Below are 22,972 nucleotides of genomic sequence, written 5' to 3'. Positions count from 1 at the left end.
CAACGCATTCACTTTGAGCAATCAGGCCTGACCGAGTGCTTTTTGCCCTCTGTACAAGCGAATAATGGTGAAGCTATTAACTGCCAGTAGCGTAGCTTCAAGCAGGGTGCCGCCAATAGAGCCGACAATAATATTGTTGGTTAGCCAACATATAGCGCCGCACAAAAACGCTAAACGCATGCGTATTCCCGACAAACAAAATAAGGCATAAGTGCCTATGCACGTGCCCAAAATAGGGAATAAATCGTACCAAACTTCGGCCAAATACAGCCCTGCTGCTAGCGATATCAATATAAACAGGTAGGCGACACTGCGGGAGCGGGTTTTAATTGAAATGCCTGTTCTTACCACTGCAAGCAAGGCACTTAAGCATGCGGTTACGGCACCAAGTAGCGCAAAATGCAGGGCGTGATTTAAATTCATCACCACCATCATTATTCGCAGGTGCTGATCATCACGCTGATAAAAGCACAAAATGCCAAGCGCAAAACTCAACATTCCTATCGCTTGGGCCAAGTCGAATTCTGGTAACAAAAGGGAAGGCTCGTAAATGAATGATAAAGGTTAACGATACGCAGTTTTTAAACAGCAGAGTAGCCTTTACATCGCTTTTTTAACCCAACACATCACATTGACTAATGGCAGGCGGGTTGTTCACTAGGGTATACTTAGCGTGCACGATATTATTCTTAAACCCCCGAGACAAATTAGGTCCTTTCCATGGCAACGGCATCCGCACTTCACATTTTGGTTAAAAACAGAGAAAGAAGCGCTTTCTATTTTAGAGCAGCTTAAAAAGGGTAAGGATTTTGCGACGTTAGCAAAGCGTCATTCTAAATGCCCGTCGGGCAAGCGTGGCGGCGATCTTGGTGAATTCCGTAGAGGCCAAATGGTAAAAGCCTTCGACGATGTGGTGTTCAAAAAAAGATGTGCTCAAAGTACACGGGCCGGTGAAGACCCGTTTCGGCTACCACCTTATTAAAACGCTTTATCGTAGTAATTAAAACCAGAGCCTTTTAAAACCAAAGCCGCTAGAGCCGAAGTAAGCCCGATCCATTCAACAAGCGTTTAACGTATGTCTTTGCTAATTACTTTGTTAATTGCCCGGCTCCCACTTTTCACCGCATACTGAATTTTTGGTAAATATGACGTACGGGCTGTTGGTGTCGTGCAGTGAATTGCGTAGCGCTGCGCCGTGATCTACCGTAATAAAAGCTGTGTCAGAGGCCTTACCTTGTTCATCCAGCATAAAGTAGTCGCTGGAGTAGCTTGTTAGCATCATGCGATTGTCGTAACCCATATCGCTTAAGCGAACCCGGGTAATGGCTTTAAATTTAGCGTCGGGGTTAGAAAGGCCTACGATTTTCTTAAAAAAGTAGCCTTTATCAGACTGCAGCTGGGAAAAACCGTTTAAGGTGTTTATCAGGGTTTTTAAATCTATTGCTTCGCGCTGCAGCATGAAGTCGTGCTGGATGGCATTGCCATCTTTTCTAAGGCTGTCTTTCGAAGGTGCTTTACCAGCAGTATAGGCCTGCTCTGCTTCCATTGAAGAAAGGTGCGCTTGCCCTTCCTCTGTATAGTGAATCAGTGCGCTCGTATTCATGTTTACGTAATAGTCGCTGATCCCCGCAGGTACCACTTCAAATAGCATAACATCTGGGGTTACGGCGCCTCGCTCTTCGGGCGTTTGAGGGCCTTTAGCCACGCACTTGTCAGAAATGAAATAATAATATTGGCCAGCTTCAATGGCGAAAGCTGTATTAGATAGCACCGCGCAGGTTGCCAGAAATAGTAGCCTGGAAGTGAGCTGCTTAATTGCCGTTAAAGTACTGCCTATTTGCATATCAAAGACGCCTTATTGTTTGATGCATTTATCTATCATACCAATGCATGCAGACTGATATAAGGCGTCATTGTAAGGGGGAGTGGGTAAAAGCGCGAGTTAAGCTTTAGAACGCGCTTTGTGTTTAGTTTGTAGCTCAATAATGCCAAGTAAGAACTTATGAGCCAAACCCACAGTTAACGGGGGCGAAGAACAATAGTGTCGCTAGAGTAGTCTGTAGATATCTGTAAATTGTCGGCAAGGGCGGCAATAAGCGCGTCTACATCATTGGTGTTGAATAGCCCTGCTACTTGCATGTTAGCAAGCGCAGCATCACCTAAAACAACCGTTTTATCCGTATATCGGCTTACTTCTTCAATCACGTCAATTAATGGCTCGCCGCGAAATACAATCTTGCCTTCACGCCAGCTTAAATCATTCGCGATATCTTCATCTGACACGCTCTCAACGGTGCTGTTAGGTAAAGATAAAAGCGATTTTTCACCTTGAACTAACGTCAATGGACGTGCCTGCGGCTTAATAATAGGGTTAACAATGCTTTCGCCATTCGCTTTGTTAAGTGTATAGCTGGCGACTTCTACCACGCCTTCGGTAACTACCAGTTCAAGGTCGCCGCGATGATACTGCACGTTAAATGCGGTTCCAACGGCTTGAATGGCTTTACCTGCCGCAAGTACATTGAGCGGGCGAGACTTGTCTTTTGCTACGTCGATATGAAGCTCACCTTTAACAAGCTGAATAACCCGCGAGGTATCGGTAAAGGCAATATTCACTTGTGAATTGGTATTTAGCCAAAGCGTACTACCATCTTCTAGACTGATACTTTTGTGCTCTCCCGCTTTAGTCGACGCTTGTAACGAGTAGCTCGCAACTTGAGAGATAGGTGCTGTCTGGCTAGAGAGAGAAAATAAATTAAGGCCTTGGTAGCTTAAAAAGCCCACCATTAAAAGCGAGGCAGCTATAGCCAACGGCCGCTTCCAGGTCACGGCGCTATCTGCCTTTTGTTTGGCACCAGGCTCAGGTGTATGAGGGACAATATCAGCCAGTTCATTAAGCACCGACATTTTGTCCCACAAGGCGACCATCTCTAAAAAGGTGTCTCGATGTAAAGGCGTAGCAAGCCAAACTTTTAATGCTTGTGCTTCACTTTCATCAAGCCCTTCATCGAGTTTAACAAGCCATTCGCTGGCGGTATCAAGCACACGCTCTTCGCTGTTGAATTGAACAACGTTGCTGTTAGTGTTTGACTTGTCAGTGTTTGTTTCAGTCGTCGAACTATTCATGGGCGTCTCTCTTTACTTCCGCCGTGCTGTATTGCCCACCCTTTTGATAAGCATTCGGCCGTGTGTGCGACGCGGTTTGTCGTCGCATAAACAAGGTGCATCTTTTAATCCCTTCAGCAATATGCTTTTCCACGGTTTTTTCGCTTATCTCTAATTCTTGGGCAATCTCTTTAAGAGAGTAGCCATACACTTTCTTTAATACAAATGCGCGCCTACATTGTTTGGGAAGGGCGCGCACAGCATCACAAAACAACTTAAATTCTTGTTGGGTAGCATTGTTGTGGAACGTTTCGTCTTCAACACCACTTATGGCACTTTCCAGCGCTGCCACGATTTCTATACTGTCGTCTACCATGCGTGTTTCAGCACGCTTTAGGTGATCGTAAGCCAAGTTCTTTGCCGTTTTGAATAAAAACGACTTGGGCTCTTTAATATGCTCAGTCGTTTTCGCCTGACACAAGCGCACATACGTATCTTGTAGTATGTCGTCGATTTCTTTAGGCGGCACAAGACGCGATAGCATTTTGGCCATCGAGCCGCGCGCCGACATATAGGCATTATGTATGGCTGTTTCTATGGGCATATTGTTATTTTTTATCGTTGTTACTTAATAAGACGACAGCCACACTATTATCCCCCAGTATTTTCGACATTATCGCTAAAAAATTAAATTTGTTAATAGGTTGTATATAATGCGTGGCTGGTTTACAACAACAGCATTCAACAGAGAGTAGAATGACGCAGGCGCGTCAAAAACTCCCCCAAAATCATAATAACAATAGCGTAAGAACAAATATGCCTGTGGCTAATAACCCAAACAACTCATTAATCATGCTACCTTTTAAGCCCAAGGCTTTAACGGTGGCGCTTTGTATGGTGTCGTTGGGTATAAGCTATTCAAGTAGTGCGCAGTCAGTACTGCCCCATCAACAAGATGAGGTGATTGCTCAGAACACGTCACCGCTACCGGCAGTAGATTTCACTATTCCTGCTCAAAGCGCAGACGAAGCGATTATCGCCTTTGCCAATCAAGCGAACCTAACCGTTGTATTCCCGTTTAATAAAGTAAGGCATATTTCCGCTAATGAAGTAAGTGGTAACTATACGCCTAAGGCTGCTATTGAAAAGCTTTTGTTGGGAACAGGTCTTAGTGCTGAAATAATAGATAGCTCCCGTATTAAGATAGTGTCTACTGGTGATAAAGATAAGAACCGTCACTTGCTCGGCCGCCTTTTAGGCGCCATTACTGCACAAGACGATAGCTTGGTAACCGTCCCTGATGAACAAGGCAGTTACGATATTGAATACATAGAAGTGAGGGGGTTGCGCGCGCGGGTCGCGCAGTCGGTTGGCATTAAACGCAATGCAAACGTTATTATTGACACCATTCAGTCTGTAGATATGGGCAAGTTTCCCGATCAAAACTTGGCTGAGGCGCTGCAGCGAATTTCCGGGGTGTCTATTGACCGTGCAGAAGGCGAAGGACAGTTAGTCACAGTAAGAGGCTTTGGGCCTGAATTCAACCGGGTTCTGCTAAACGGTAGGCCCATGGCAACCGATAAGCTTGGGCGTGAGTTCAGCTTTGACACACTGGCCTCTGAAATCGTAAGCAGTGTAACCGTACACAAGCAAAGCCAAGCGACTATGCAATCAGGCGGCATTGGCGCAACGATTGATGTTCAAACGGCAAAACCCCTGTCGTTTAAAGGGATGCGGGCGGCAGGTAATGTCAAAATGCAGTACGATACTAATTCGCAACAATATGCGCCCAATGCCTCAGCCATGTTCAGCAACACCTATTTAAATAACTCGTTTGGCATTCTAGCCTCTTTGACTCAGCATAAGCGCCAAGCGCGCTTAGAAGAAGCACAAATCGATGGCTGGTTGGTAAATACTAACGTACCTGAAAGTGAACTCTATGAAGACGTTCCTACGTTATACGTTCCCAGAAATTATGATCAAAGAGTGCGCTTCGACGATAGAACTCGAACGGGCGCTGCACTCGTTCTACAATATCGGCCTACCAACAAGCTAGAGCTTACCGCCGATTATCTGGGGTCGACATTCGACGTAGAGACGTCAGCAACCTCAATGGGTCATTGGTTTACTTCAAGTAACTTAGAAGGTGTTACGGTTGATGAAAACGGCACAGCGGTGTCTTTTTCCCAAAATAGCGGGCATGCCACCGACTTTCACGCTCGCACTTTTAACCGTTCATCGACCCTAAAAAGTTTCGGTTTTGCAGCAAACTATATCCCAAGCGATAGCGTAATTGTCGATGCTGATTTGTCTTACTCAATGGCTAACGTCGATGACAATAACGGAGAGGGCAATTCGCTCTCGCTTATCGGCTATTTAAACCGCTCTTCCTTCGACCATACTCAACAAAATATTCTGCCCGCTATATCGGGCTTTGAACAAGCCAACCCTCGTCAAGTTAACGCTGTGGGTGAGCCGGTGGGTGTATCCCACTACTTAGACCCAGCTAACGGCCGTTCCCACGTGATGCTGCGCCGAGGATGGAGTATTGATGATGATATAGGCCAAGCAAAAATCAATGTAAGCGTGCTTGGTGATAATAACTGGTTCAGTAAAATTGACGTTGGCGCTGCGTTAACTCAGCGAGAAAAAGCCAATGAAAGAAGAGATAACGAAGCTGATGCGAGGCACTGCAGTTTTTGTGGCTACTTCGATTCACCGGATATTCCAGATAGCTTTCAAACCCTATTTGATGCAGGCGACGACTTTCTCGGGTCGGTAAGTGGGCATGAAAATATTCCTCATCAGTGGCTGCGGCACGATGGCGATACGCTGTTTCATTATCTGGAGAACGCTGGGAATGTCAGTTTAGCCGCTGAAACACGAGGCAGTTCTTTCGCGGTTAAAGAAACGGTGTATGCGGGTTATATTCAAGCCGCCATTGAAAAGGATTATGCGCCTTGGTTTATTGATGTGCATGCAGGGCTTCGCGCTGAATATACCGACGTCGCGGTTAGTGGTGTTGACGAGCAGCTATCTGCGTTGGTTATTTTAGATCAAACCGAGCTGGGGCAAGAGTTTGGTGCGTCAGTAAGTATTGATGAAACATCAAGTTATACCAACTTTTTGCCGAGTGTAAGCGTTAAGGCCAGTTGGTTAGATAGCTGGGTATTTCGCGGAGCATATAATCACAGTATTACTCGCCCAACGTTAGAGCAAATGGCGCCAGGTGTTACCTATACCACTACGCGACAAGGGGGAGACTTGCGAGCCCGTATAGGCAATGCACAGCTATTGCCCTTTGAAGCAAAAAACATTGATGTGGCCATTGAGCACTACTACCAGGAAAATAGCTATCTATCGGCGGGGTATTTTAGGAAAACGGTAGATAATTTTATTGTTAATGAGAGCAGTACACAAACCTTTAATAACGTGACCGACCCTAGTACAGGCGCAGATCCAAACGCGGCTGACGATGCTGATGCGTTAGCGCAATTTTCCGTAATATCTCCTCGCAACGGCGAATCGGCAACGGTTGAAGGCGTCGAGATTGCAATGCAGCATTTGTTTGGCGAGTCAGGGTGGGGAATACAGGCCAATGCGAGCTTTGTAGACAGTAACGCAGAGTTGGATACCGCCAACATTCGTTCAACCTTTGCGCTTACTGGGCTATCTGGCGCGAAAAATATGGTGCTGTTTTACGAGAAGGACGCGCTGCAGTGGCGTGTGGCTTGGAACCAGCGAGAGGGATTTTTACAGTCGCTTAATCAAACGCAGAGCACCGAGCCCACCTTTGTGAGTCCTTACGAGCAATGGGATATGAGCCTTTCATACCAGTTCAGCCCGAAGGTCGCGGTATTTTTTGAAGGCATAAATATTACCAACGAAACCGTGCATAAACGTGGCAGATTCAGTAACCACCTTTTACTAGTGCAAGATGCTGGAGCCCGCTATGCGTTAGGCGTTAACATTACTTACTGAGTGTATCTTGCATGCGACGCTAACAGCGCTTGGCGTCTTAGCTTTTCGGTGAAGCCTTTTCTAACGCTTCTATTTCTTTCCACAGTTGCTCAGATTGGGCAGTAAGCAAAGAATAGGTTTTTATGTCACCGTTTCGCTGGGCATGCATGGCTTTCTCAAGCAAGGCGTCATACTGCTTGCGCATCTTCTTTGATGGGTTGCTTTTAAATAGTCCAAACATCTTCATAATCCTAGAAAAAAGTGCTGAAACGCGCCCTGAAAGAAAGGGGGCTAAGTAGGTGCGCTTAAAACGATTGTTAGCGACATAACGTTGAGACAGATGCTTTCGATCATCTTTTTTCGTGAACAAACTTTCATGTTTAACAGGTTCAAACAGACAAAGGTTGATGCGAATGCTGCTACTAATAAGGCTTCAGTAGCAGCCTTTGGCCTTAAATAAGTGAAGCTACGGGTTAAAAAATAACACTGGCATTTGCGGTTAATCTGCTTTTTTTCACATCAATAGAGCTCGAAATATCGTTGGGTAAACACCCACTATGTAGCAGGTTGGCGGGGTACAATACGGCGCGATTGTATTTAGGCGCAATGCGGCCAATTTGAGTAAACATGGCGGAATCACCATTGATGTAGGCTTTAGGCGGCAGCCCGACGGTGGTGGCCTGGCGTTTTAAGGTTTTGAAATAACCTTCGTGCTGGGCTGCATCAACGCGTTCTAAGCCGGTTTCAATATGCCGGTAAAATGCGGTGCCGCCCAAGGGGTCGCTGAAAAGATAGTGCACCAATGCCCACTCGTTATCCTTTTGCGTATCAATGTGCGGAATACATTGAATGGGCGATAGAGTTTTTGGGTCTTGATTAGCAATAGAGAGTTGTACTAACGCTATCTGTGGCGGCTTTTCTACCCCAACATCCTGCATATCATTATGCGAAACAAGCTGGCTGAAAAGTGCGGGTAACGAGGTGTTTAGGTGTGCTTCATACCCCACAGGTGCGTGACTTCTCACGCCAGGGTAAAAATCGCCTTCTCGTTTTATGAATTGATGATGACTGGCTATGGTCTCAACCAAGCCATGCGGGTCTGGGATAAAATCATCAATTACAACAACGGGGGTGGCGCTCTCGCCAACCCTTATTAATTCGTAGTTTGAAACCATGCGTCTGCGTTTTTATTCGCCTTGTTCTTTTTGTCGATAAGGGCATAGATTTGTGCGTTTGACGCTACCATCGTGTAAATGCTTTGCAACATGTTTCGTGCATGTAAATCGGCAATCGCGTCAGCGCTAAGCGCGGCTAGCTTGTCTTCGTCAATGGTATATAACCCTGTTATAGACGTTTTGCTTTCGTTTTCAAAGGTAATATCCAAGGTAAACGGTGTAATAAGGTTATGCTGTTGCAGCGCGGCAATAAAACGCTGATTTTGCGTTTCACCGTCAAGAAGCTGAGCAAGGATCTGCTGCTTCTCTAACAGGTAGCTGCTAGGCTCTCCTGTGTTATCAAAGAGCGGCGTTCCTTTTTCTTCGCTTACTGAGGCATTATCCATATCAATGCACAGCACCCGGTTACTGCTGTCAGCGCTTTGCGCTTCCGTTCCTACATAAAAAGGCAAGCGTTCAAACTGTGCCGGAATATAAACCGCATCCCATTCACCTTGCTGCCAAAATAGGTTTTCCTTTTCTTCAAACCCTAGCAAGGCAGATAAGCCAAATTGTCCAGAATCGTCAAACTTGGTGATCACCACGGGGTAATGTACCACAAGCTTGTTAAGTTCAGAGACCACCACAGGAACAAGGTGCTGATTGGCTCCTAGGGATAATGCGTCGTCGGTCACTTTAAGGCCTGCATGCAGCTTGTTGTTAATGGCAACCATGTTTGTCATACGCCAGTCCTTTTTATTGTTTTACTGTTAAACGGCCTGCAGGCCGAATTGGTGAATTTTATTGATAAGCTCGCGATGCTTAGGCAGTTTCTCCACCGCCATGCTGCGTGCTTTCCTGTTCTGCATCAACTGTTGCTTGGCAAAGTCGGCGTTCACCCATTGCTGATGCGTACCTAGTTGAGAGGTAAAGCCCATACCGTACAGCACATACTGATAGCTTGCCGCGGGAAATACCTCATTATTGCTGGTGAAGTCTTTGTCACTGGGCGGGTGGTATTGCCACAACGCCAGTAATTCTTTTAATGAGTCCGGAATGGTGTGACTATCGCGATTGTCTCGCCAAAATGCACTGTCTTCTCGCTTGCTTAACATGTAGTGCAGTTTTAAAAAGTCGACAATTCGCTGCCAACGGTACGAAAAAGTATCGTTGAATCGCTTCGCCACAATAGCCATCACAGCGCGATTTGCAGGCAATTGTTCGGCAATCATTGAGGCAGACAGTTCAACCAGTACTAAGGCAGAGGCTTCTAAAGGCTCTAAAAAACCCGCCGCAAGGCCAACGGCTACGCAGTTGTTCTGCCAAAAGCGCTGTCTGTGTCCACTTTGAATGGTGATATCTTTTACATTTATATCGTCGATACCATTTAAAGAACTGGTTTGGCGAACGTATGTGTCTAGGCGAGCATAGGCGTCATCTTTACTTTGGTGCCTGCTGGAATAAACGTGACCTACGCCACGGCGCGACTGCAAACCAATATCCCAAATCCAACCGGCGTCTTGTGCGGTGGAAATAGTGTGTGAGGCAATAGGACTTTGTGGCGTGTCGTAAGGTACGTGTACTGCCAACGCGCGGTCGATAAAAAGTACATCGTCACAGGGAATAAACGGCACCTTGTAGTGTTCGCCAAGCAGCATAGATTTGAAGCCGGTACAGTCAACATAAAGGTCGCCTTCTACTGTCACCCCTTGCTCGGTATGAAGGGCTTTAATATCGCCGTTATCAAAGCTTTCGACGCGGTTAACATCGGCCAGCACATGGTGTACACCTAGTTTTTCAGTGCAGTGTTTGGTTAAAAAGGCGGTAAACTTTCCTGCATCTAAGTGATAAGCATAGTTTGCGGTGCCTGCAAACTCTGCGTGGCGTATGCTTTTAGGTGCGCAGCCTGCTTCACATATAGCTTCTTGTACACACACTGCATGGGAAAAAGATTCGTTTAATTCTGGTGCTACCGTCTGCCAGTAAGGGCCTAAATTGGTTTGCGAAAACCCTTGGGGCAGCATAAGAGGGTGGTAGTAAAAATCGCTCTCTTCACCAGTGGTCCATTTAGCGAACTTTGCGCCTTGCTTGAATGTGGCGTCACACTCTTTGATGAATGTAGTTTCGCTAATACCCAATGCAATTAGTGTTGAGCGCATGGTAGGCCAAGTGCCTTCACCCACGCCAATAATAGGCACATTGGGGCTTTCTACTAAGGTTACTTTAATGTCTTTGCGGGTAGCGCACTGATGCTGCGCTGCAATACGACCAGCCGTAAGCCACCCTGCGCTGCCGCCACCGACTACTACAATGTGCGTTATGGGAGTTGCTGTTGTCATACTGTGTTCCTGAATAAAAACTGTGGCTACCAAAGGGTAGCCACGAATGTGGGGCCAACAAATGCCGGCCCCAATTACGCGAAACTAAAAGTTTCCGCGCACACCGAAGGCCCAACGTCTGCCGCTGTCTTCAACCAACAGCAAGTGATTAGAGAAGCGACCGCGTTTATGCACAAATTCTTCTGTAAGGTTAATACCTTCAAAGAAAATTTCTACATTGTCTGTCACGCTGTAGCTACCGCTAATGTCAAGCTGTTGATAAGACTCAACAATGGTTGGGCCGTCACCCTGCCCTTGTGTCAACGACTGAACAAACTCGTCACGCCAGTTATAGGCAAGACGAATTTGATAGTCGTCAGTTTCATAAAATGCCACCAAGTTGTAAGAATCACTTAAACCGGTTAGCGCAAATACTTGGTTAATATCGAACGGGTCTAGCTCGGCGTCACTGTCAACAATGGTACCGTTAGCCAGTACACCAAAGCCGTTATCAAAGGTGTGTTGAAGCGCAAGTTCGAAGCCATCTACCGTGGCGTCTTCACCGTTATTGGGTAGCGTATTGGTAAACACCGCCACGTCGTCACCCGCATCTGGTGCGCTTGCGTTCGCTCCTGTAGACGGGTCTGTTAGCAGACTGCCGTCAGCAAGCTCGAAGGTTTTGTCTTCTTGGCTATTAACAATAAAGTTTGATACGAGCTTTCTGAAGTAACCAATTGACGCATAGCTTGCTTCGTCGTAGTAATACTCAAGCGACAAGTCTAAGTTATCTGACTTAAACGGCTCTAGCGCAGGATTACCACTGGTTGAGGTTAAGTCGCCACCTTGACGGGTAGTCGTAATTACCGTTACCGGCGACATGCTGTTTAGCGTGGGGCGGGTAATGGTTGAACTTGCCGCAAAGCGCGCAATTAGGTCGTCGGTAATTTCCAAGCGTACGCTAAAGTTAGGCAACAAAACATCGTAATCAGACTCAGTGGCAATGCTTTGGGCATCACCAAAGCCCGCGAGCATTTCGGTTTGATCTAGAATAGTTAAGCCTGTTATTGGGGCTTGCGTTCCGTTAACCGTGACGTCGGTTGATTCATAGCGCACGCCTGCAGTTGCGCTTAAGAACATGTCGGCTACTTCACCTTCGAAATCGAACTCAAGGTACGTTGAGATAATATCTTCTTCTACTTCAAAGCTATTATTACGGCGTACCGCATCAAAACTAATAGCTTCGCCGTTTACGCTTTGGTAGTAAGATTCTAAAAACGCAAAGTTGGCTTCGCCATCATGGGCAAGCCAAGAGGTTGGCATACGGCCGCTTCCGCTTACGTCAGAAAGGAAGTCGCTACCCGCGTCAAAAACGTATTGGCTACCTGCTGGTATTTCCGGTAAATCTGGATAACCACAATAAGTACAGTGTATGCCTACACCTTCATTGTCCCAACGGGTAAGTGATTTGGTTTCGGTGCTGTATTGTGCACCAAAGCGAATTTCGGTTAAGCCGCTGCCGTCGGTTACGTACTCACCGTCAAATCGCAGTTGGCTCACTTCGTCTTCTACTGCCCATCCGCGGCGCAGCATTACATGGGCACGGCTGTTAGCTTCATCAAGATGATTGCTTACGCCGTCGGGGGTTAGCGCACCGTTGTAGGTAGGGAAGCCGTCAGGACCTGTAACAATAGCGCCATCCAACTCCTGTTGGCCGCTATAAATATCGGCATCTGGCGAGGCAAACATGCTAGCAACAGGCAGGATATTGTCGTCGACTTGGAAGCGTACGCGGTTGGCATAGCCAATAAGTGATAGCTGATCGCCGCCACCGTTATTGGCTTCGCGTTCGGCTTCTGAATGACTTAAATCGAACGATAGGTTTAAGTTATCTGAGTACTGATAATCAAAGTTCAGACCGATGGCATAAGTATCAGTTAAACGATCGAACGTTTTGGCGTGCATATCTGTCGCCAAACCCACCTCTTGATACAAGTCGATAATGGTGCCGTTTGCATCAACTGTCGGACTGCGGCGATTGCCGTTTTCGTCAAATAAGCTACCGTCATCACCCACCCCTTGAATGTTAGGTGCGGTAAACCAATGGCCGTATGACGTCGCTTCTGACTCTACGTCAAAATCGGAATACAGGGCATCTGCTGTAACCACAAGCTTATCGTTAGGGGCGTATTGGAATACTAAGTTGGCGTTAGTACGGGTGCGCTCTTCAAAGGTGACTTTGTGATCGTAGTTGCGCGGTGAAAATACATTGCCTGTCCAAGCTTCGCCTGACTGTGTAACGGGGTTTGGTACGCCGACGTTTTCTAACCAGCCGTCCATTTGTGCCTGATTTAAGCGAGTTTCACGTTCTTGGTGTGAGACGGCAAGCAATACACCGAAGGTATCATCGTTAAAAGTATTGCTGATAAGGCCAGAGAATTGGGGCGTGGTTTCTTCGCTATTTTCGTCGTACACGCCTTTTACCGAACCCGCCATTTTAAAACCGTTTAACGCAAATGGGCGTGCGGTATTAATATTTATAGTAGAGCCTACACCACCAGACTGCATTGTGGCCGTTGACGTTTTATGCACATCAAGGCTACTTACTAACTCAGAAGCAATCGTGTCGAAGCTAAAAGCGCGAGAGTCGTTTTCTGACGCCATTTGACGGCCATTCACCAATACCGTATTAAATTGGGGGCCAAAGCCGCGCACGGTAATTAGCTGACCTTCACCGCCTGAACGGTCGATAGAGACGCCGGTAATACGCTGTAGTGATTCAGCTAAGTTGGTATCAGGGAAGTCACCGATATCTTCGGCACTTATGGCATCAACTACGCCGGCAGAGCTGCGTTTAACATCCATTGATTTTGCAACCGATGAACGGATACCACTTACCTCAATCACTTCTACGTCGTTATTGGGTTGCGCGTTTTGGGCAAATGCACTATTAGCAGAAATAGCAGACGCTAAAACTGCTGCCACTGAGCATGCAAGCTTGGTTTTCCTATACATGATGGTGTGTGTCCTAATGGTTAATTTTAGTGTGCTTTGTGGTGTGCACCCCACAAGGCATTATTTCGCAGCATGTCGCTGTTAATTCATCAAGACGACGCAATATGTAAAATCCCCCAAATTTATTTAACATTTTTTTAAATTAATAAATTAATAAATTAAAGGTACTCACGTGGCGTTGTTTTTTAACCGGAGACAGACACTTCTTACCTTTACGGTTGCTTAAATTATGCACAAATAAAATAATATTCATAAGGTGAATGTATGATTGTTTGCCTCATTTATCTTCTGTATGCCATTTTTATATAAATATTAGTTATGACTCGTAAGTAAAAGATACTAGTGGTGTATGCCCTTATAGCGTAGCTTTGCGTTGCTCTAGCTTGAAAAATAAGCGAAACAAGCGGTGCTATTTAAGGTGAAATAAAAGCAGACACTGACTGAACTGCTTTTAATTTCGCTAGGGAATGCTAGGCATAAGTGAATAAAATGGCTTAGTCGTGTTTAAAGGGTGTCATTCTCAGATAGCCGGAATGTGAGGAGAAGCGTGTGAAAATCATAATTTTAAATGAGTCAAAAGCGCCAGATCCGCTAAATAATGTGGAGAAGCGATGCGCAGCTACACCAAGCAGCGCACAACGCCTGGTGAAAAAGGGAGCAACACTACTGCTTGAAGCAGGAGCGGGGTTGCACTCAGGTTATTCAGATAAAGAATATGAAGAGGTTGGTGTAACTATTATTGATGATGTGAATGTGGCGTTATCAACCGTAGATATGCTGGTCGCTGTGAATAAACCCTCTGATACGCAGTTAGCGTTGATGAAAAAAGGGGCCATTGTGGTAGGCCATCTTGACCCTTTCTTTCAGCAACCGCTGATAGAGTCTATTGCAGAGAAGGGATTAACCGCTATTTCTGTAGAGATGATCCCCCGTTCTTCACGTGCTCAAAAAATGGATGCATTAAGTTCTCAAGCAAGCCTTGCTGGCTACGTGATGGTTATGCAGGCGGCAAATAAATTGCCGTCGATATTACCCATGATGATGACACCGTCAGGAACAATAAAGCCGGCGAAAGTATTTATTATTGGCGCTGGTGTGGCAGGCCTTCAGGCGATTGCAACCGCCAAGCGTCTGGGTGCAAATGTACTTGCTTACGACACCCGCGCGGTCGTGGCAGAGCAAGTTGAGTCGTTGGGCGGCAAGTTCTTGAACATCGATATTGGCGAAACCGGCCAAACCAAAGACGGTTACGCGAAAGAACTGACCGACGAACAAAAGGCGAAGCAGCAGGAAGCTCAGCGTGACGCTATTGCCGATTCAGACATTGTTATTACAACTGCCCAACTCTTTGGCCGCAAGCCGCCCGTTCTCATCGCCAAAGAAACGTTAGCCTTAATGAAACCAGGCAGTGTGGTGGTTGATATGGCGGCGACGTCAGGTGGAAACGTAGAAGGTTCTGTGGCAGGCGACACTGTTGAGATTAATGGTGTAACGGTCATTGGCAATGGTTACTGGAGTCAGTACGTAGCGAAAGCCGCAACCGATATGTATGCCAACAATATTTATAACCTGATTGACGAATTCTTTGACGATGAAACCAAAACCTTTGGTTTAAATTTAGAAGACGACATTCTTGCAGGCTGTGTGATAGCTCACGACGGCAATATTACCAACGATATGCTCAACAATGCATACAAAGGAGCCTAATCATGGAAATCATTTACCTACTTTTCATTGTGCTTTTGGCAGCGTTTTTGGGTTTTGAGTTAATTCGAAAAGTGCCTGCAACGCTGCATACGCCCTTGATGTCAGGCTCTAATGCCATTTCTGGTATCACGCTGGTTGGCGCATTAGCCGCGTCGGGTAGCGATAATAACTTGCTCACTACCATATTGGGCACGGCAGCTGTGGCGCTGGCGAGCATAAACGTGGTGGGTGGCTATCTTGTGACCGACCGCATGCTTGGCATGTTTAAGAAAAAACAAAAATAAGGAGTACGCAAGTGAATGATATCGTAACCGTAATAAATCTTGCGTATGTCGTGGCAGCGGCACTATTCATACTGGGCCTTAAATTACTTAGCCATCCTGATACGGCGAAAAAAGGTAACTTTATATCGGCTATTGGTATGCTGGTAGCCGTGGTTGTCACCCTGCTCGACCAGCAAATCATAAGTTATCACTTTATCCTTTTAGGCTTTGTTATTGGTGGTGCATTTGGTGCGTGGAAAGCCAAGACCGTTGAAATGACGGCGATGCCCGAAATGGTCTCGCTATTTAACGGCTTTGGTGGTGCAGCGTCATTACTTCTGGGTTGGGCGACGTTAGCAGGCATGAGTCTGATCACCCTTAAAACCGAAAGCGCGTTTACCTTTATTACCTTGTTTTTCACTATTTTAGTGGGGGGCGTTACCTTCTCTGGCTCGGTTGTGGCGTGGGGTAAACTGTCGGGCAAAATGAGCTCAAAAGCGGTGATTTTCACCGGACTTCGTGAACTTAGCATTTTGCACTTAATTGGCATGGTGGTTATTGGCTACTTCTTTACCACCGACCCAAGTAACCCAATATGGATTTACTGTGCGATTGCGCTGTCTTTAAGCTTCGGCTTGTGGGCTACTATCTCCATTGGCGGGGCAGACATGCCGGTGGTTATTGCGTTACTAAATAGCTATTCGGGTGTAGCGGCGTGTGCTGCAGGTCTTGCTACAGGCAATACCATACTTATCGTTACCGGCTTATTGGTAGGGGCTTCAGGGCTTATTCTTACCAACATTATGTGTAAAGCGATGAACCGCTCCTTGATGAACGTCCTGCTATCTGGTTTTGCTAAGCCAGTGGAGGCGGGTGAAAAGATTGAAGGTGAAATTAAGGTACTGGCTGCACAAGATGCCTTCTACGTATTGGAAGCAGCGCAAGCGGTGCTGGTTGTACCGGGTTACGGTATGGCCGTTGCGCAAGCGCAGCATGCTGTGCGCGAACTTCAATCGTTGCTAGAAGAAAACGGCTGTACGGTTGATTATGCTATTCACGCGGTAGCAGGGCGTATGCCTGGGCACATGAACGTGTTGCTTGCCGAAGCCGACGTTCCTTACGATCAGCTATACGAAATGGACGATGTTAACCCGCGCATGGAAAACTACGATGTGGTCATTGTTATTGGCGCTAACGACGTTGTTAACCCTGCCGCGAAGGAAATGAAAGGCAGCCCCATTTATGGAATGCCGGTGATTGAGGCATACCGTGCTAAGACCGTTTTTGTATTAAAACGCTCTGCGAATGCCGGATTTGCTGGTGTAGATAACCCGCTGTTTTTCAAAGACAACACGCGCATGGTATTAGGTGATGCAAAAGACACGATCAACAGTATTATCCGGGAATTTGGAGATGATTAAGGGGGCAAATTTGCCTGGCACCGTAATGTGAACATCCGTCTTTTAAGGCCAGTACCTAATGCTGGCCTTTTTCTTTATTAAGAAAGCGCATCGCCTGAATATTAAACTTTAGTTGTAGTTATTTTTTATCGCTACTAATATGTGTTTGCTATAGCCCTTAAATATTTTGTTCATTTCATCGCATAGAGAAGTTCGATAAATGTCTACAGCACCTTTTCGCATTGAAAAGTTTAGAAATTGTATAGTCGTTACGCTGCGCGGAAAGTGGAACATGACGACCAATATTCAGTACTTAGCCACGCTGTCTGAAATACTAAAAACGCGAAAGGGCAGACCATTTCACCTATTTGTGGACATGCGCTCGTGGCAGATCCCCAAGTCTGATTCCTTCAATCAAATAAAAGCGCCATTGAAGTTGGGTAGACGAAACCAACTAAGCGAAATGTGGCTTGAAGACGAGACGACAGATGCCGATCATATCGCAGAAAAGTTCTTTACCTCATCGTCGAATAAACTTAGCTTTAAACTTCAACGTACTCATGATGTCACAGTATTTATGACACACTGTAAAAACTGCGCAGATGAAGCGGTAGTCCAATACATTCAAACCGCGCTAGACTACAACTAATCGTTTGAACGTTCGATAAACAAAATTAGTCGCGACAATCGATATTTTACATCGCAACAACTATCGCGTTCAGTCCTGCGTTGACTATAATACGCGGCTTGTTTTCGCACTTACTATGCTAGGTATTGGCCTAGCCCACTTACACATAGGTGAATAAATTGTCAGATTGGAGCATCGAAGAAGCGGAGCGCGTCTATGGCGTATCTCAATGGGGTGGCGGCTATTTTCAAATTGGTGAAAATGGCAACGTGCATATTACCCCTGTGCCTGAAGATCCTAGCATTCGAATCGACTTTAATTCGGTAATAGAAGATATTCGCAAAGAAGGCGTGCAGTTTCCTGTTGTTGTGCGTTTTCACGATATTCTTCGCTCGCAAGTTGCAGGTTTAAACAAAGCATTTAGACACTCCATAGAAGAAGCCGAGTACCAAGGTCAGTACCAAGGTGTATACCCGGTTAAAGTTAACCAAATGCGTGAAGTGGTTGAAGAAATTGTTGATGCAGGCAAACCCTATAATTATGGCTTAGAAGCAGGGTCTAAGGCAGAACTGCTTACTGTTCTGGCTATGAATACCAACGAAGAATCGCTGACCATTTTGAATGGTTACAAAGACGACGAAGTTATGCGTTTAGCGCTTCTTGGTAGAAAGCTCGGTCGACGGGTTGTCGTTGTTGTTGAGAAATTTACCGAGCTTCTATTGCTTGTAAAAACCGCTAAAGAATTAGGCATTGAGCCTATCATTGGCGTTCGCTCAAAAATGACCGTAAAAGGTCGTGGTAAGTGGGAAAGTTCTGGCGGCGAACGTGCGAAATTTGGTTTAACGATCACTGAAATTATTAACGCGGCGCGCTATTTAGAAGAGCAGGGCATGGCCCACTGCTTGAAACTATTGCATTTCCATATTGGCAGTCAGCTAACCGATATACGAGCGGTAAAAGAAGCCGTTACAGAGGGCGCGCGAATCTACGCCGACCTTCATAAGATGGGCTTTGCCCTAGACTATGTTGACGTGGGCGGTGGCTTAGGTATCGATTACGATGGCAGTAACTCAACGAATGAGTCGTCGCGTAATTACAGCATGCAAGAATACGTTGCTGATGTTGTATATGGCATGAAAGAAATGTGCGATTTAGAAGGTGTACCGCACCCTCACCTTGTAAGCGAGAGTGGACGCGCTATTACCGCCCACCATAGCTGTGTTATTACCGAAATTGTTGGAGAGATTAAAACCAACGCGGCACAGATGGATACCTCAGCAACAGAGGGTGAACATTTCTTTTTGAAAAATATGCGTGAGCTTGCCGACACCTTTGACGAACAAACCAATATGCACGAAGTGTATAACGATGCGTCTCAATACAAAGAGCAGGCATTAGATGCCTTTAAACTGCGCGTATTACCCTTAGAAGAGTTGGGCAAAATAGAAACCCTTTATTGGGATATTATGGGCCGCTTACAGAAGTGGTATCGCAACGAAGAATACGTACCGGAAGAGTTACAAGAATTGGATTACAGTTTGTCATCACAATACCTTTGTAACTTCTCTGTTTTCCAGTCGGCTGCCGATACGTGGGCAATCGACCAGCTTCTGCCGGTAGTGCCGCTTATTCGTATGAACGAAGAGCCCACGGTGAACTGTTCGTTGGTTGATATTACGTGTGACAGCGACGGTAAAATTGACCAGTTCACTATTGGACGCGAGATCACCGACGTATTGCCTATGCACCCGCTTAAGAAAGACGAGCCTTACTATATTGGGCTATTCTTAACAGGGGCATACCAAGACGTGATGGGCGATATGCACAACTTGTTTGGTCGCCTAAACGAAGTGCACATTTACAGCTACGATGACGACCCTGAAGACTTCTATATTGAAGAGGTAGTGAAAGGCTCTTCGGTAGAAGATGTGCTTAATGTTATGCAATATAACCCTCGTGCGATGGCATCAGATGTAAAACGCATGATTGATAGACAAGTATGGGACGGAAAGTTGAACCCTCGTGAAGGTGTTCGCTGGACCGATTTCTATGAAAACTGTTTAGCCGGTTACACCTACTTAAAACAGTAATCGCAATAGCCGGTTTAACCAATAAAAGCCGATGCAGTTATTAATTAGCTGCGTCGGCTTTTTTCAAGTAGCGCTTCCATAGTTCAGCCGTGGTGGAATTAATCATATTTGACTCAGCGTTCATCAGCATAACGTAGCCCACCTTGCGCTCTGGTGAAAACGCAACATCAGCGCGATAGCCTTTCACCCAGCCACCGTGGTAATTCAGTTTCATACCGTTTATATCGTAAATACGCCAGCCTAGTCCATAGTGAGCGTCGTCAATCATGCCGCGCCAGCCTCGACGATAGGTTTCGCGCTTAGTTCTAACCCGCTCAGTGGTAACAAAGTCCACCATTTCTTTCGACATAACGGTAGGAAATTCGCCAAGCAATGCCTGCAAGTAAATGGTCATGTCTGAAATGCTAGCGTTTACGCCAGCAGCGGGAGAAAAACGGTAATAGTTACTTTCAACTTTACCTTCACGCCACTTGTTTCTGGCAATAGCAATATGAGGGTGTGCCCAGCTGTCTGACGCTAACAGGCCACCTTTGCCTACGCTTGCTGTATTCATTCCTAACGGCGTGAATAAATTAGCCTGCATTTGTCGTGAGTACGACGTATTGTTGTTGCTGAAGTAATATTCTAGGGCACCGAAAAGAGCATTTTGATAGGTATAACACTCGCCGGGTACACACAGAGGCTCAAGTTCGCCAAGTGATTTAAGTACCCGTTCTAATGAGTAGTCTGCCTCGATAAGATTGTCGTAAGCGTTTGGCATAAAGCCACTGGATTGGCCCACTATATGCTGTAACTGTAGCGCTCCCATCCCTTTTCCGTTAAATGGAATGTCGGGTAATAACGTAGATATTGGGGTTTCCCAGCTTAACTGCTTTTTCTCTACGAGTTTGGCTGAAAGCAACGCGGTAAAGGTTTTCGAGACAGAGGCTAAACGGAACACAGTATCTTGCGTAACGCTTTCACCGCCTTTTTTTTGTGTTCTGCCATACACATAAACTCTTGGCGCTTTGCCTTGTTCGTAAAAAACAAAGGCATAGCCAGGCACGTTATACTTAGACGCTTCTTTTTTTACGTGGCTTGCGTAATCGTCTAGCCAGTCAGCGGCGGCGCTTTGTGAAACTACGAATAGCATTACTACTAGCCAGCATTGAGACAGGCACAACTTCAAGGTGCGCAAAGAGTTCAGCATACAGTCACTCGTTATGCCTGCGGAAAACCAACTCAACCACAAGGCGTTCTTTATTATTATCGCATTATTATGCGTTTAGCGGCCCTAATGATCAAATGTCGCTAATTGTGGTCACTTTTTCGTTTTTTGTTTTTATTGAGTTCCGATTTTGTCGCACGTGTTTGCTTAATGCACGATACACTATGTTTAGATAATCCAACGCGGCAGGGCGTGGCGAGTATATGTCTGACAGCAAGGCTTCCCAAAACGAGGCATTAACCGAATCGGTCTTTTCAAAGGCAAGGCTTAGCCGAGATCCCCGATTCGACGGGCGTTTCTTTGTGGGCGTAAAAACGACCGGAATATTTTGCAGGCCTATTTGCCCGGCAAGGCTCCCTAAAGAAGACAATGTCACTTATTACCAGCTTGCAGCGCAAGCGATGGCAGATGGTTATCGCCCTTGTTTTCGGTGTAGGCCTGACAGCGCGCCAAGCTCTGCCGCGTGGAAAGGCGTAGGGGCAACCGTAGGGCGGGCGTTGTCGCTTCTTTCTTCCCTTCCTACAGAGCGCGTGGGTGATATTGCGACGCGCCTTGGTATAAGCGAGCGGTATCTCAATAAGCTGGTGGTGAATGCGGTAGGTATGGGGCCAAAAAAGTTTCAAAATATGCAGCGTACGCTATTTGCTAAACAGCTTATTCAACAAACCCATTTGTCTATGACAGATATCGCTACAACAGGAGGTTATCAGTCACTTCGACAATTGCAGCGTGCGGTAGAGCAGTTCTGTGCTACCACGCCCTCTAAGCTAAGGAAAAAAGAGCCCGCTACCCAAAAGGTGATTACATTGTTTCTTTCTTATCGGCCGCCTTACAACTGGCCTTACGTCAGAGAGTTTTTAGCCGCACGCGCTATTTCAGGTATGGAAGTCGTTAGTGATAACAGCTACGGGCGCTATTTTTCTTGTGGTGAAAGTATTGGCTATTTCAACGCGGTGCATAATGAAGCTCGCCATGGCTTTGAGTTGCATATTGATATGCCAGATTTACGCAACCTGCATAAAACGATTGAAAATATCAAGTTATTACTCGACCTTCACGCTGACCCACTGCTTATTGAAGAGAGTTTAAAGCAAGCAGGCTTACCTGATAATGCATTAACTGCGGGGTTACGGCTACCGAGCGCTTGGAGTGTATTTGAAAGTGGATGTCGCGCTATTGTAGGCCAACAAGTTAGCGTTAAAGCGGCCATCGGAAAGGTTACGCTGCTGGTACATCAGTTAGGGAAAAAAGGCGCTGTATCCGACAAGTACAATACCAACTCAACAGCATACTATTGCTTCCCAACACCCGAAGCGGTTGCGGGGAATAACTTGGCGTTTCTGCGTATGCCGCAAGCAAGAAAAGAGGCTGTGCGGCAGTTTGCCTGTTTATTTTTGAATGATAAGGTACCAAACCACAAGGAAATACTGGCAATAAAGGGGGTGGGGCCCTGGACGTTAGATTATTTGAAAATGAGAGGTGAGCGAAACCCTGACGTTTACCTTGAAGGCGATTTAATTGTGCGAAAAATGGCGCAGCTATATCCTGTAGAACCTGCACAGGCCGCACCCTGGCGTAGTTATTTAACCCTTCAGTTGCGGCAAATTAGCAATCAACAAAAAGAGGCCTAGCATGATATACACAGCGTCGATAAAAAGCCCCCAAGGGCTCCTTGAGGTGTGCGCCAATAACAAAGGGGTGACTTCTATTGCCTTTATTAACGACGACGCTAATTTACTGGCCGCAGGTGTCAAAGAAGCGGAGCAACAAACGAACGACATAACCACGGAAGCTTGCCGGCAGTTAGTTGCTTATTTTAATAAAAAGCTAAAAGACTTTGACCTGCCTTTAGACCCCAAGGGCACGGCATTTCAGCAGCAAGTGTGGACGGCTCTGTTACAGGTTCAATACGGGGATACTGCTAGCTATTTAGACATTGCAAAAACTATTGGGAACCCAAAGGCTGTCCGTGCTGTAGGGATGGCTAATGGTCGTAATCCTATTGCTATCGTGGTGCCTTGTCATCGTATAATTGGCAGTAACAAAACCCTCACGGGCTATGCGGGCGGTTTATCGCGTAAACAATATTTACTGAATTTAGAAGGAGCCCAAGGGGTGCTGTGGTGAT

18 protein-coding genes and 1 pseudogene are annotated in these 22,972 nt (G+C 46.2%); 9 read left to right on the top strand and 10 right to left on the bottom strand.

What is annotated here, in order from left to right; genetic code table 11:
• Positions 1 to 21: 21 nt before the first annotated feature.
• Positions 22 to 534 carry a YgjV family protein gene (locus ACX5J7_RS02580; RefSeq protein ID WP_498705987.1) on the bottom strand — a complete coding sequence of 171 codons (513 nt, stop codon included), beginning with the start codon at positions 532 to 534 and terminating at the stop codon, positions 22 to 24.
• A 186-nt stretch (positions 535 to 720) separates the two neighbouring features.
• On the opposite strand from ACX5J7_RS02580, the pseudogene ppiC reads away from it, so the two are divergent.
• Positions 721 to 1,004, top strand: a pseudogene (gene ppiC, locus ACX5J7_RS02575) (peptidylprolyl isomerase PpiC).
• 92 nt (positions 1,005 to 1,096) lie between these two features.
• On the opposite strand, the gene ACX5J7_RS02570 reads toward ppiC, so the two are convergent.
• The 3 genes from ACX5J7_RS02570 to ACX5J7_RS02560 form a co-directional block, all read right to left on the bottom strand.
• Positions 1,097 to 1,843 (bottom strand): hypothetical protein, encoded by a 747-nt coding sequence (locus ACX5J7_RS02570; protein ID WP_287149280.1) that lies wholly within the window; start codon positions 1,841 to 1,843, stop codon positions 1,097 to 1,099.
• A 176-nt stretch (positions 1,844 to 2,019) separates the two neighbouring features.
• Entirely contained in the window at positions 2,020 to 3,126 is a 1,107-nt protein-coding gene (locus ACX5J7_RS02565) for a FecR family protein (RefSeq protein WP_498705985.1), read from the bottom strand.
• Positions 3,119 to 3,709, bottom strand: a complete 591-nt coding sequence (locus ACX5J7_RS02560) for a sigma-70 family RNA polymerase sigma factor (RefSeq protein WP_020744517.1) — start codon at positions 3,707 to 3,709, stop codon at positions 3,119 to 3,121. Before ACX5J7_RS02560 ends, ACX5J7_RS02565 begins: the two co-directional genes overlap by 8 nt.
• 212 nt (positions 3,710 to 3,921) lie before the next feature.
• Here ACX5J7_RS02560 and ACX5J7_RS02555 point away from each other — a divergent pair, with 212 nt between their 5' ends.
• Entirely contained in the window at positions 3,922 to 7,086 is a 3,165-nt protein-coding gene (locus tag ACX5J7_RS02555; RefSeq protein ID WP_232363318.1) for a TonB-dependent receptor, read from the top strand.
• A 37-nt stretch (positions 7,087 to 7,123) separates the two neighbouring features.
• On the opposite strand, the gene ACX5J7_RS02550 is transcribed toward ACX5J7_RS02555, so the two are convergent.
• The 5 genes from ACX5J7_RS02550 to ACX5J7_RS02530 all read right to left on the bottom strand — a co-directional run bounded on the left by ACX5J7_RS02550 (position 7,124) and on the right by ACX5J7_RS02530 (position 13,549).
• Positions 7,124 to 7,306: a DUF6435 family protein gene (locus ACX5J7_RS02550; protein WP_020746822.1), complete on the bottom strand. Its 183-nt coding sequence runs from the start codon at positions 7,304 to 7,306 to the stop codon at positions 7,124 to 7,126.
• Positions 7,307 to 7,538: 232 nt separating this feature from the next.
• A complete protein-coding gene (locus tag ACX5J7_RS02545; RefSeq protein WP_020744515.1) occupies positions 7,539 to 8,240 on the bottom strand; it encodes a DUF6445 family protein in 702 nt (233 codons plus the stop codon).
• Complete coding sequence (locus ACX5J7_RS02540) at positions 8,219 to 8,962, bottom strand: SapC family protein (RefSeq protein ID WP_024017211.1); 744 nt, start codon at positions 8,960 to 8,962, stop codon at positions 8,219 to 8,221. The genes ACX5J7_RS02545 and ACX5J7_RS02540 overlap by 22 nt, the downstream gene beginning before the upstream one ends.
• A 27-nt stretch (positions 8,963 to 8,989) precedes the next feature.
• The gene (locus ACX5J7_RS02535; RefSeq protein ID WP_498705981.1) at positions 8,990 to 10,558 is read right to left on the bottom strand and encodes a tryptophan halogenase family protein; all 1,569 of its coding nucleotides are present in this window, start codon (positions 10,556 to 10,558) and stop codon (positions 8,990 to 8,992) included.
• Positions 10,559 to 10,642: 84 nt separating this feature from the next.
• Positions 10,643 to 13,549, bottom strand: coding sequence for a TonB-dependent receptor (locus tag ACX5J7_RS02530; RefSeq protein ID WP_024017209.1), 2,907 nt, complete (start codon positions 13,547 to 13,549; stop codon positions 10,643 to 10,645).
• 549 nt (positions 13,550 to 14,098) lie between these two features.
• Between ACX5J7_RS02530 and ACX5J7_RS02525 the strand changes: the two genes are divergently transcribed.
• The 5 genes from ACX5J7_RS02525 to speA all read left to right on the top strand — a co-directional run bounded on the left by ACX5J7_RS02525 (position 14,099) and on the right by speA (position 19,637).
• On the top strand, positions 14,099 to 15,256 hold the full coding sequence (locus ACX5J7_RS02525; RefSeq protein ID WP_012520066.1) for an NAD(P) transhydrogenase subunit alpha: 1,158 nt from the start codon (positions 14,099 to 14,101) through the stop codon (positions 15,254 to 15,256).
• A gap of 2 nt (positions 15,257 to 15,258) precedes the next feature.
• A complete protein-coding gene (locus tag ACX5J7_RS02520; RefSeq protein WP_012520065.1) occupies positions 15,259 to 15,540 on the top strand; it encodes an NAD(P) transhydrogenase subunit alpha part 2 in 282 nt (93 codons plus the stop codon).
• 11 nt (positions 15,541 to 15,551) lie between these two features.
• The gene (locus tag ACX5J7_RS02515) at positions 15,552 to 16,940 is read left to right on the top strand and encodes an NAD(P)(+) transhydrogenase (Re/Si-specific) subunit beta (RefSeq protein WP_015068417.1); all 1,389 of its coding nucleotides are present in this window, start codon (positions 15,552 to 15,554) and stop codon (positions 16,938 to 16,940) included.
• 199 nt (positions 16,941 to 17,139) lie between these two features.
• On the top strand, positions 17,140 to 17,568 hold the full coding sequence (locus ACX5J7_RS02510; RefSeq protein WP_474376274.1) for an arginine decarboxylase: 429 nt from the start codon (positions 17,140 to 17,142) through the stop codon (positions 17,566 to 17,568).
• A 158-nt stretch (positions 17,569 to 17,726) separates the two neighbouring features.
• Positions 17,727 to 19,637: a biosynthetic arginine decarboxylase gene (speA, locus tag ACX5J7_RS02505; protein WP_081366559.1), complete on the top strand. Its 1,911-nt coding sequence runs from the start codon at positions 17,727 to 17,729 to the stop codon at positions 19,635 to 19,637.
• Positions 19,638 to 19,677: 40 nt separating this feature from the next.
• On the opposite strand, the gene ACX5J7_RS02500 is transcribed toward speA, so the two are convergent.
• Entirely contained in the window at positions 19,678 to 20,826 is a 1,149-nt protein-coding gene (locus ACX5J7_RS02500) for a serine hydrolase domain-containing protein (RefSeq protein ID WP_015068414.1), read from the bottom strand.
• A 221-nt stretch (positions 20,827 to 21,047) separates the two neighbouring features.
• Here ACX5J7_RS02500 and ACX5J7_RS02495 point away from each other — a divergent pair, with 221 nt between their 5' ends.
• Positions 21,048 to 22,475 (top strand): DNA-3-methyladenine glycosylase 2 family protein, encoded by a 1,428-nt coding sequence (locus ACX5J7_RS02495; protein ID WP_498705979.1) that lies wholly within the window; start codon positions 21,048 to 21,050, stop codon positions 22,473 to 22,475.
• Position 22,476: 1 nt separating this feature from the next.
• Complete coding sequence (locus tag ACX5J7_RS02490) at positions 22,477 to 22,971, top strand: methylated-DNA--[protein]-cysteine S-methyltransferase (protein ID WP_287149295.1); 495 nt, start codon at positions 22,477 to 22,479, stop codon at positions 22,969 to 22,971.
• Position 22,972 lies beyond the last annotated feature (1 nt).

Source organism: Alteromonas infernus, from assembly GCF_902705815.1.
The sequence above is the reverse complement of the archived record's forward strand: the minus strand, read 5'-3'. Positions and strand labels throughout refer to the sequence as shown.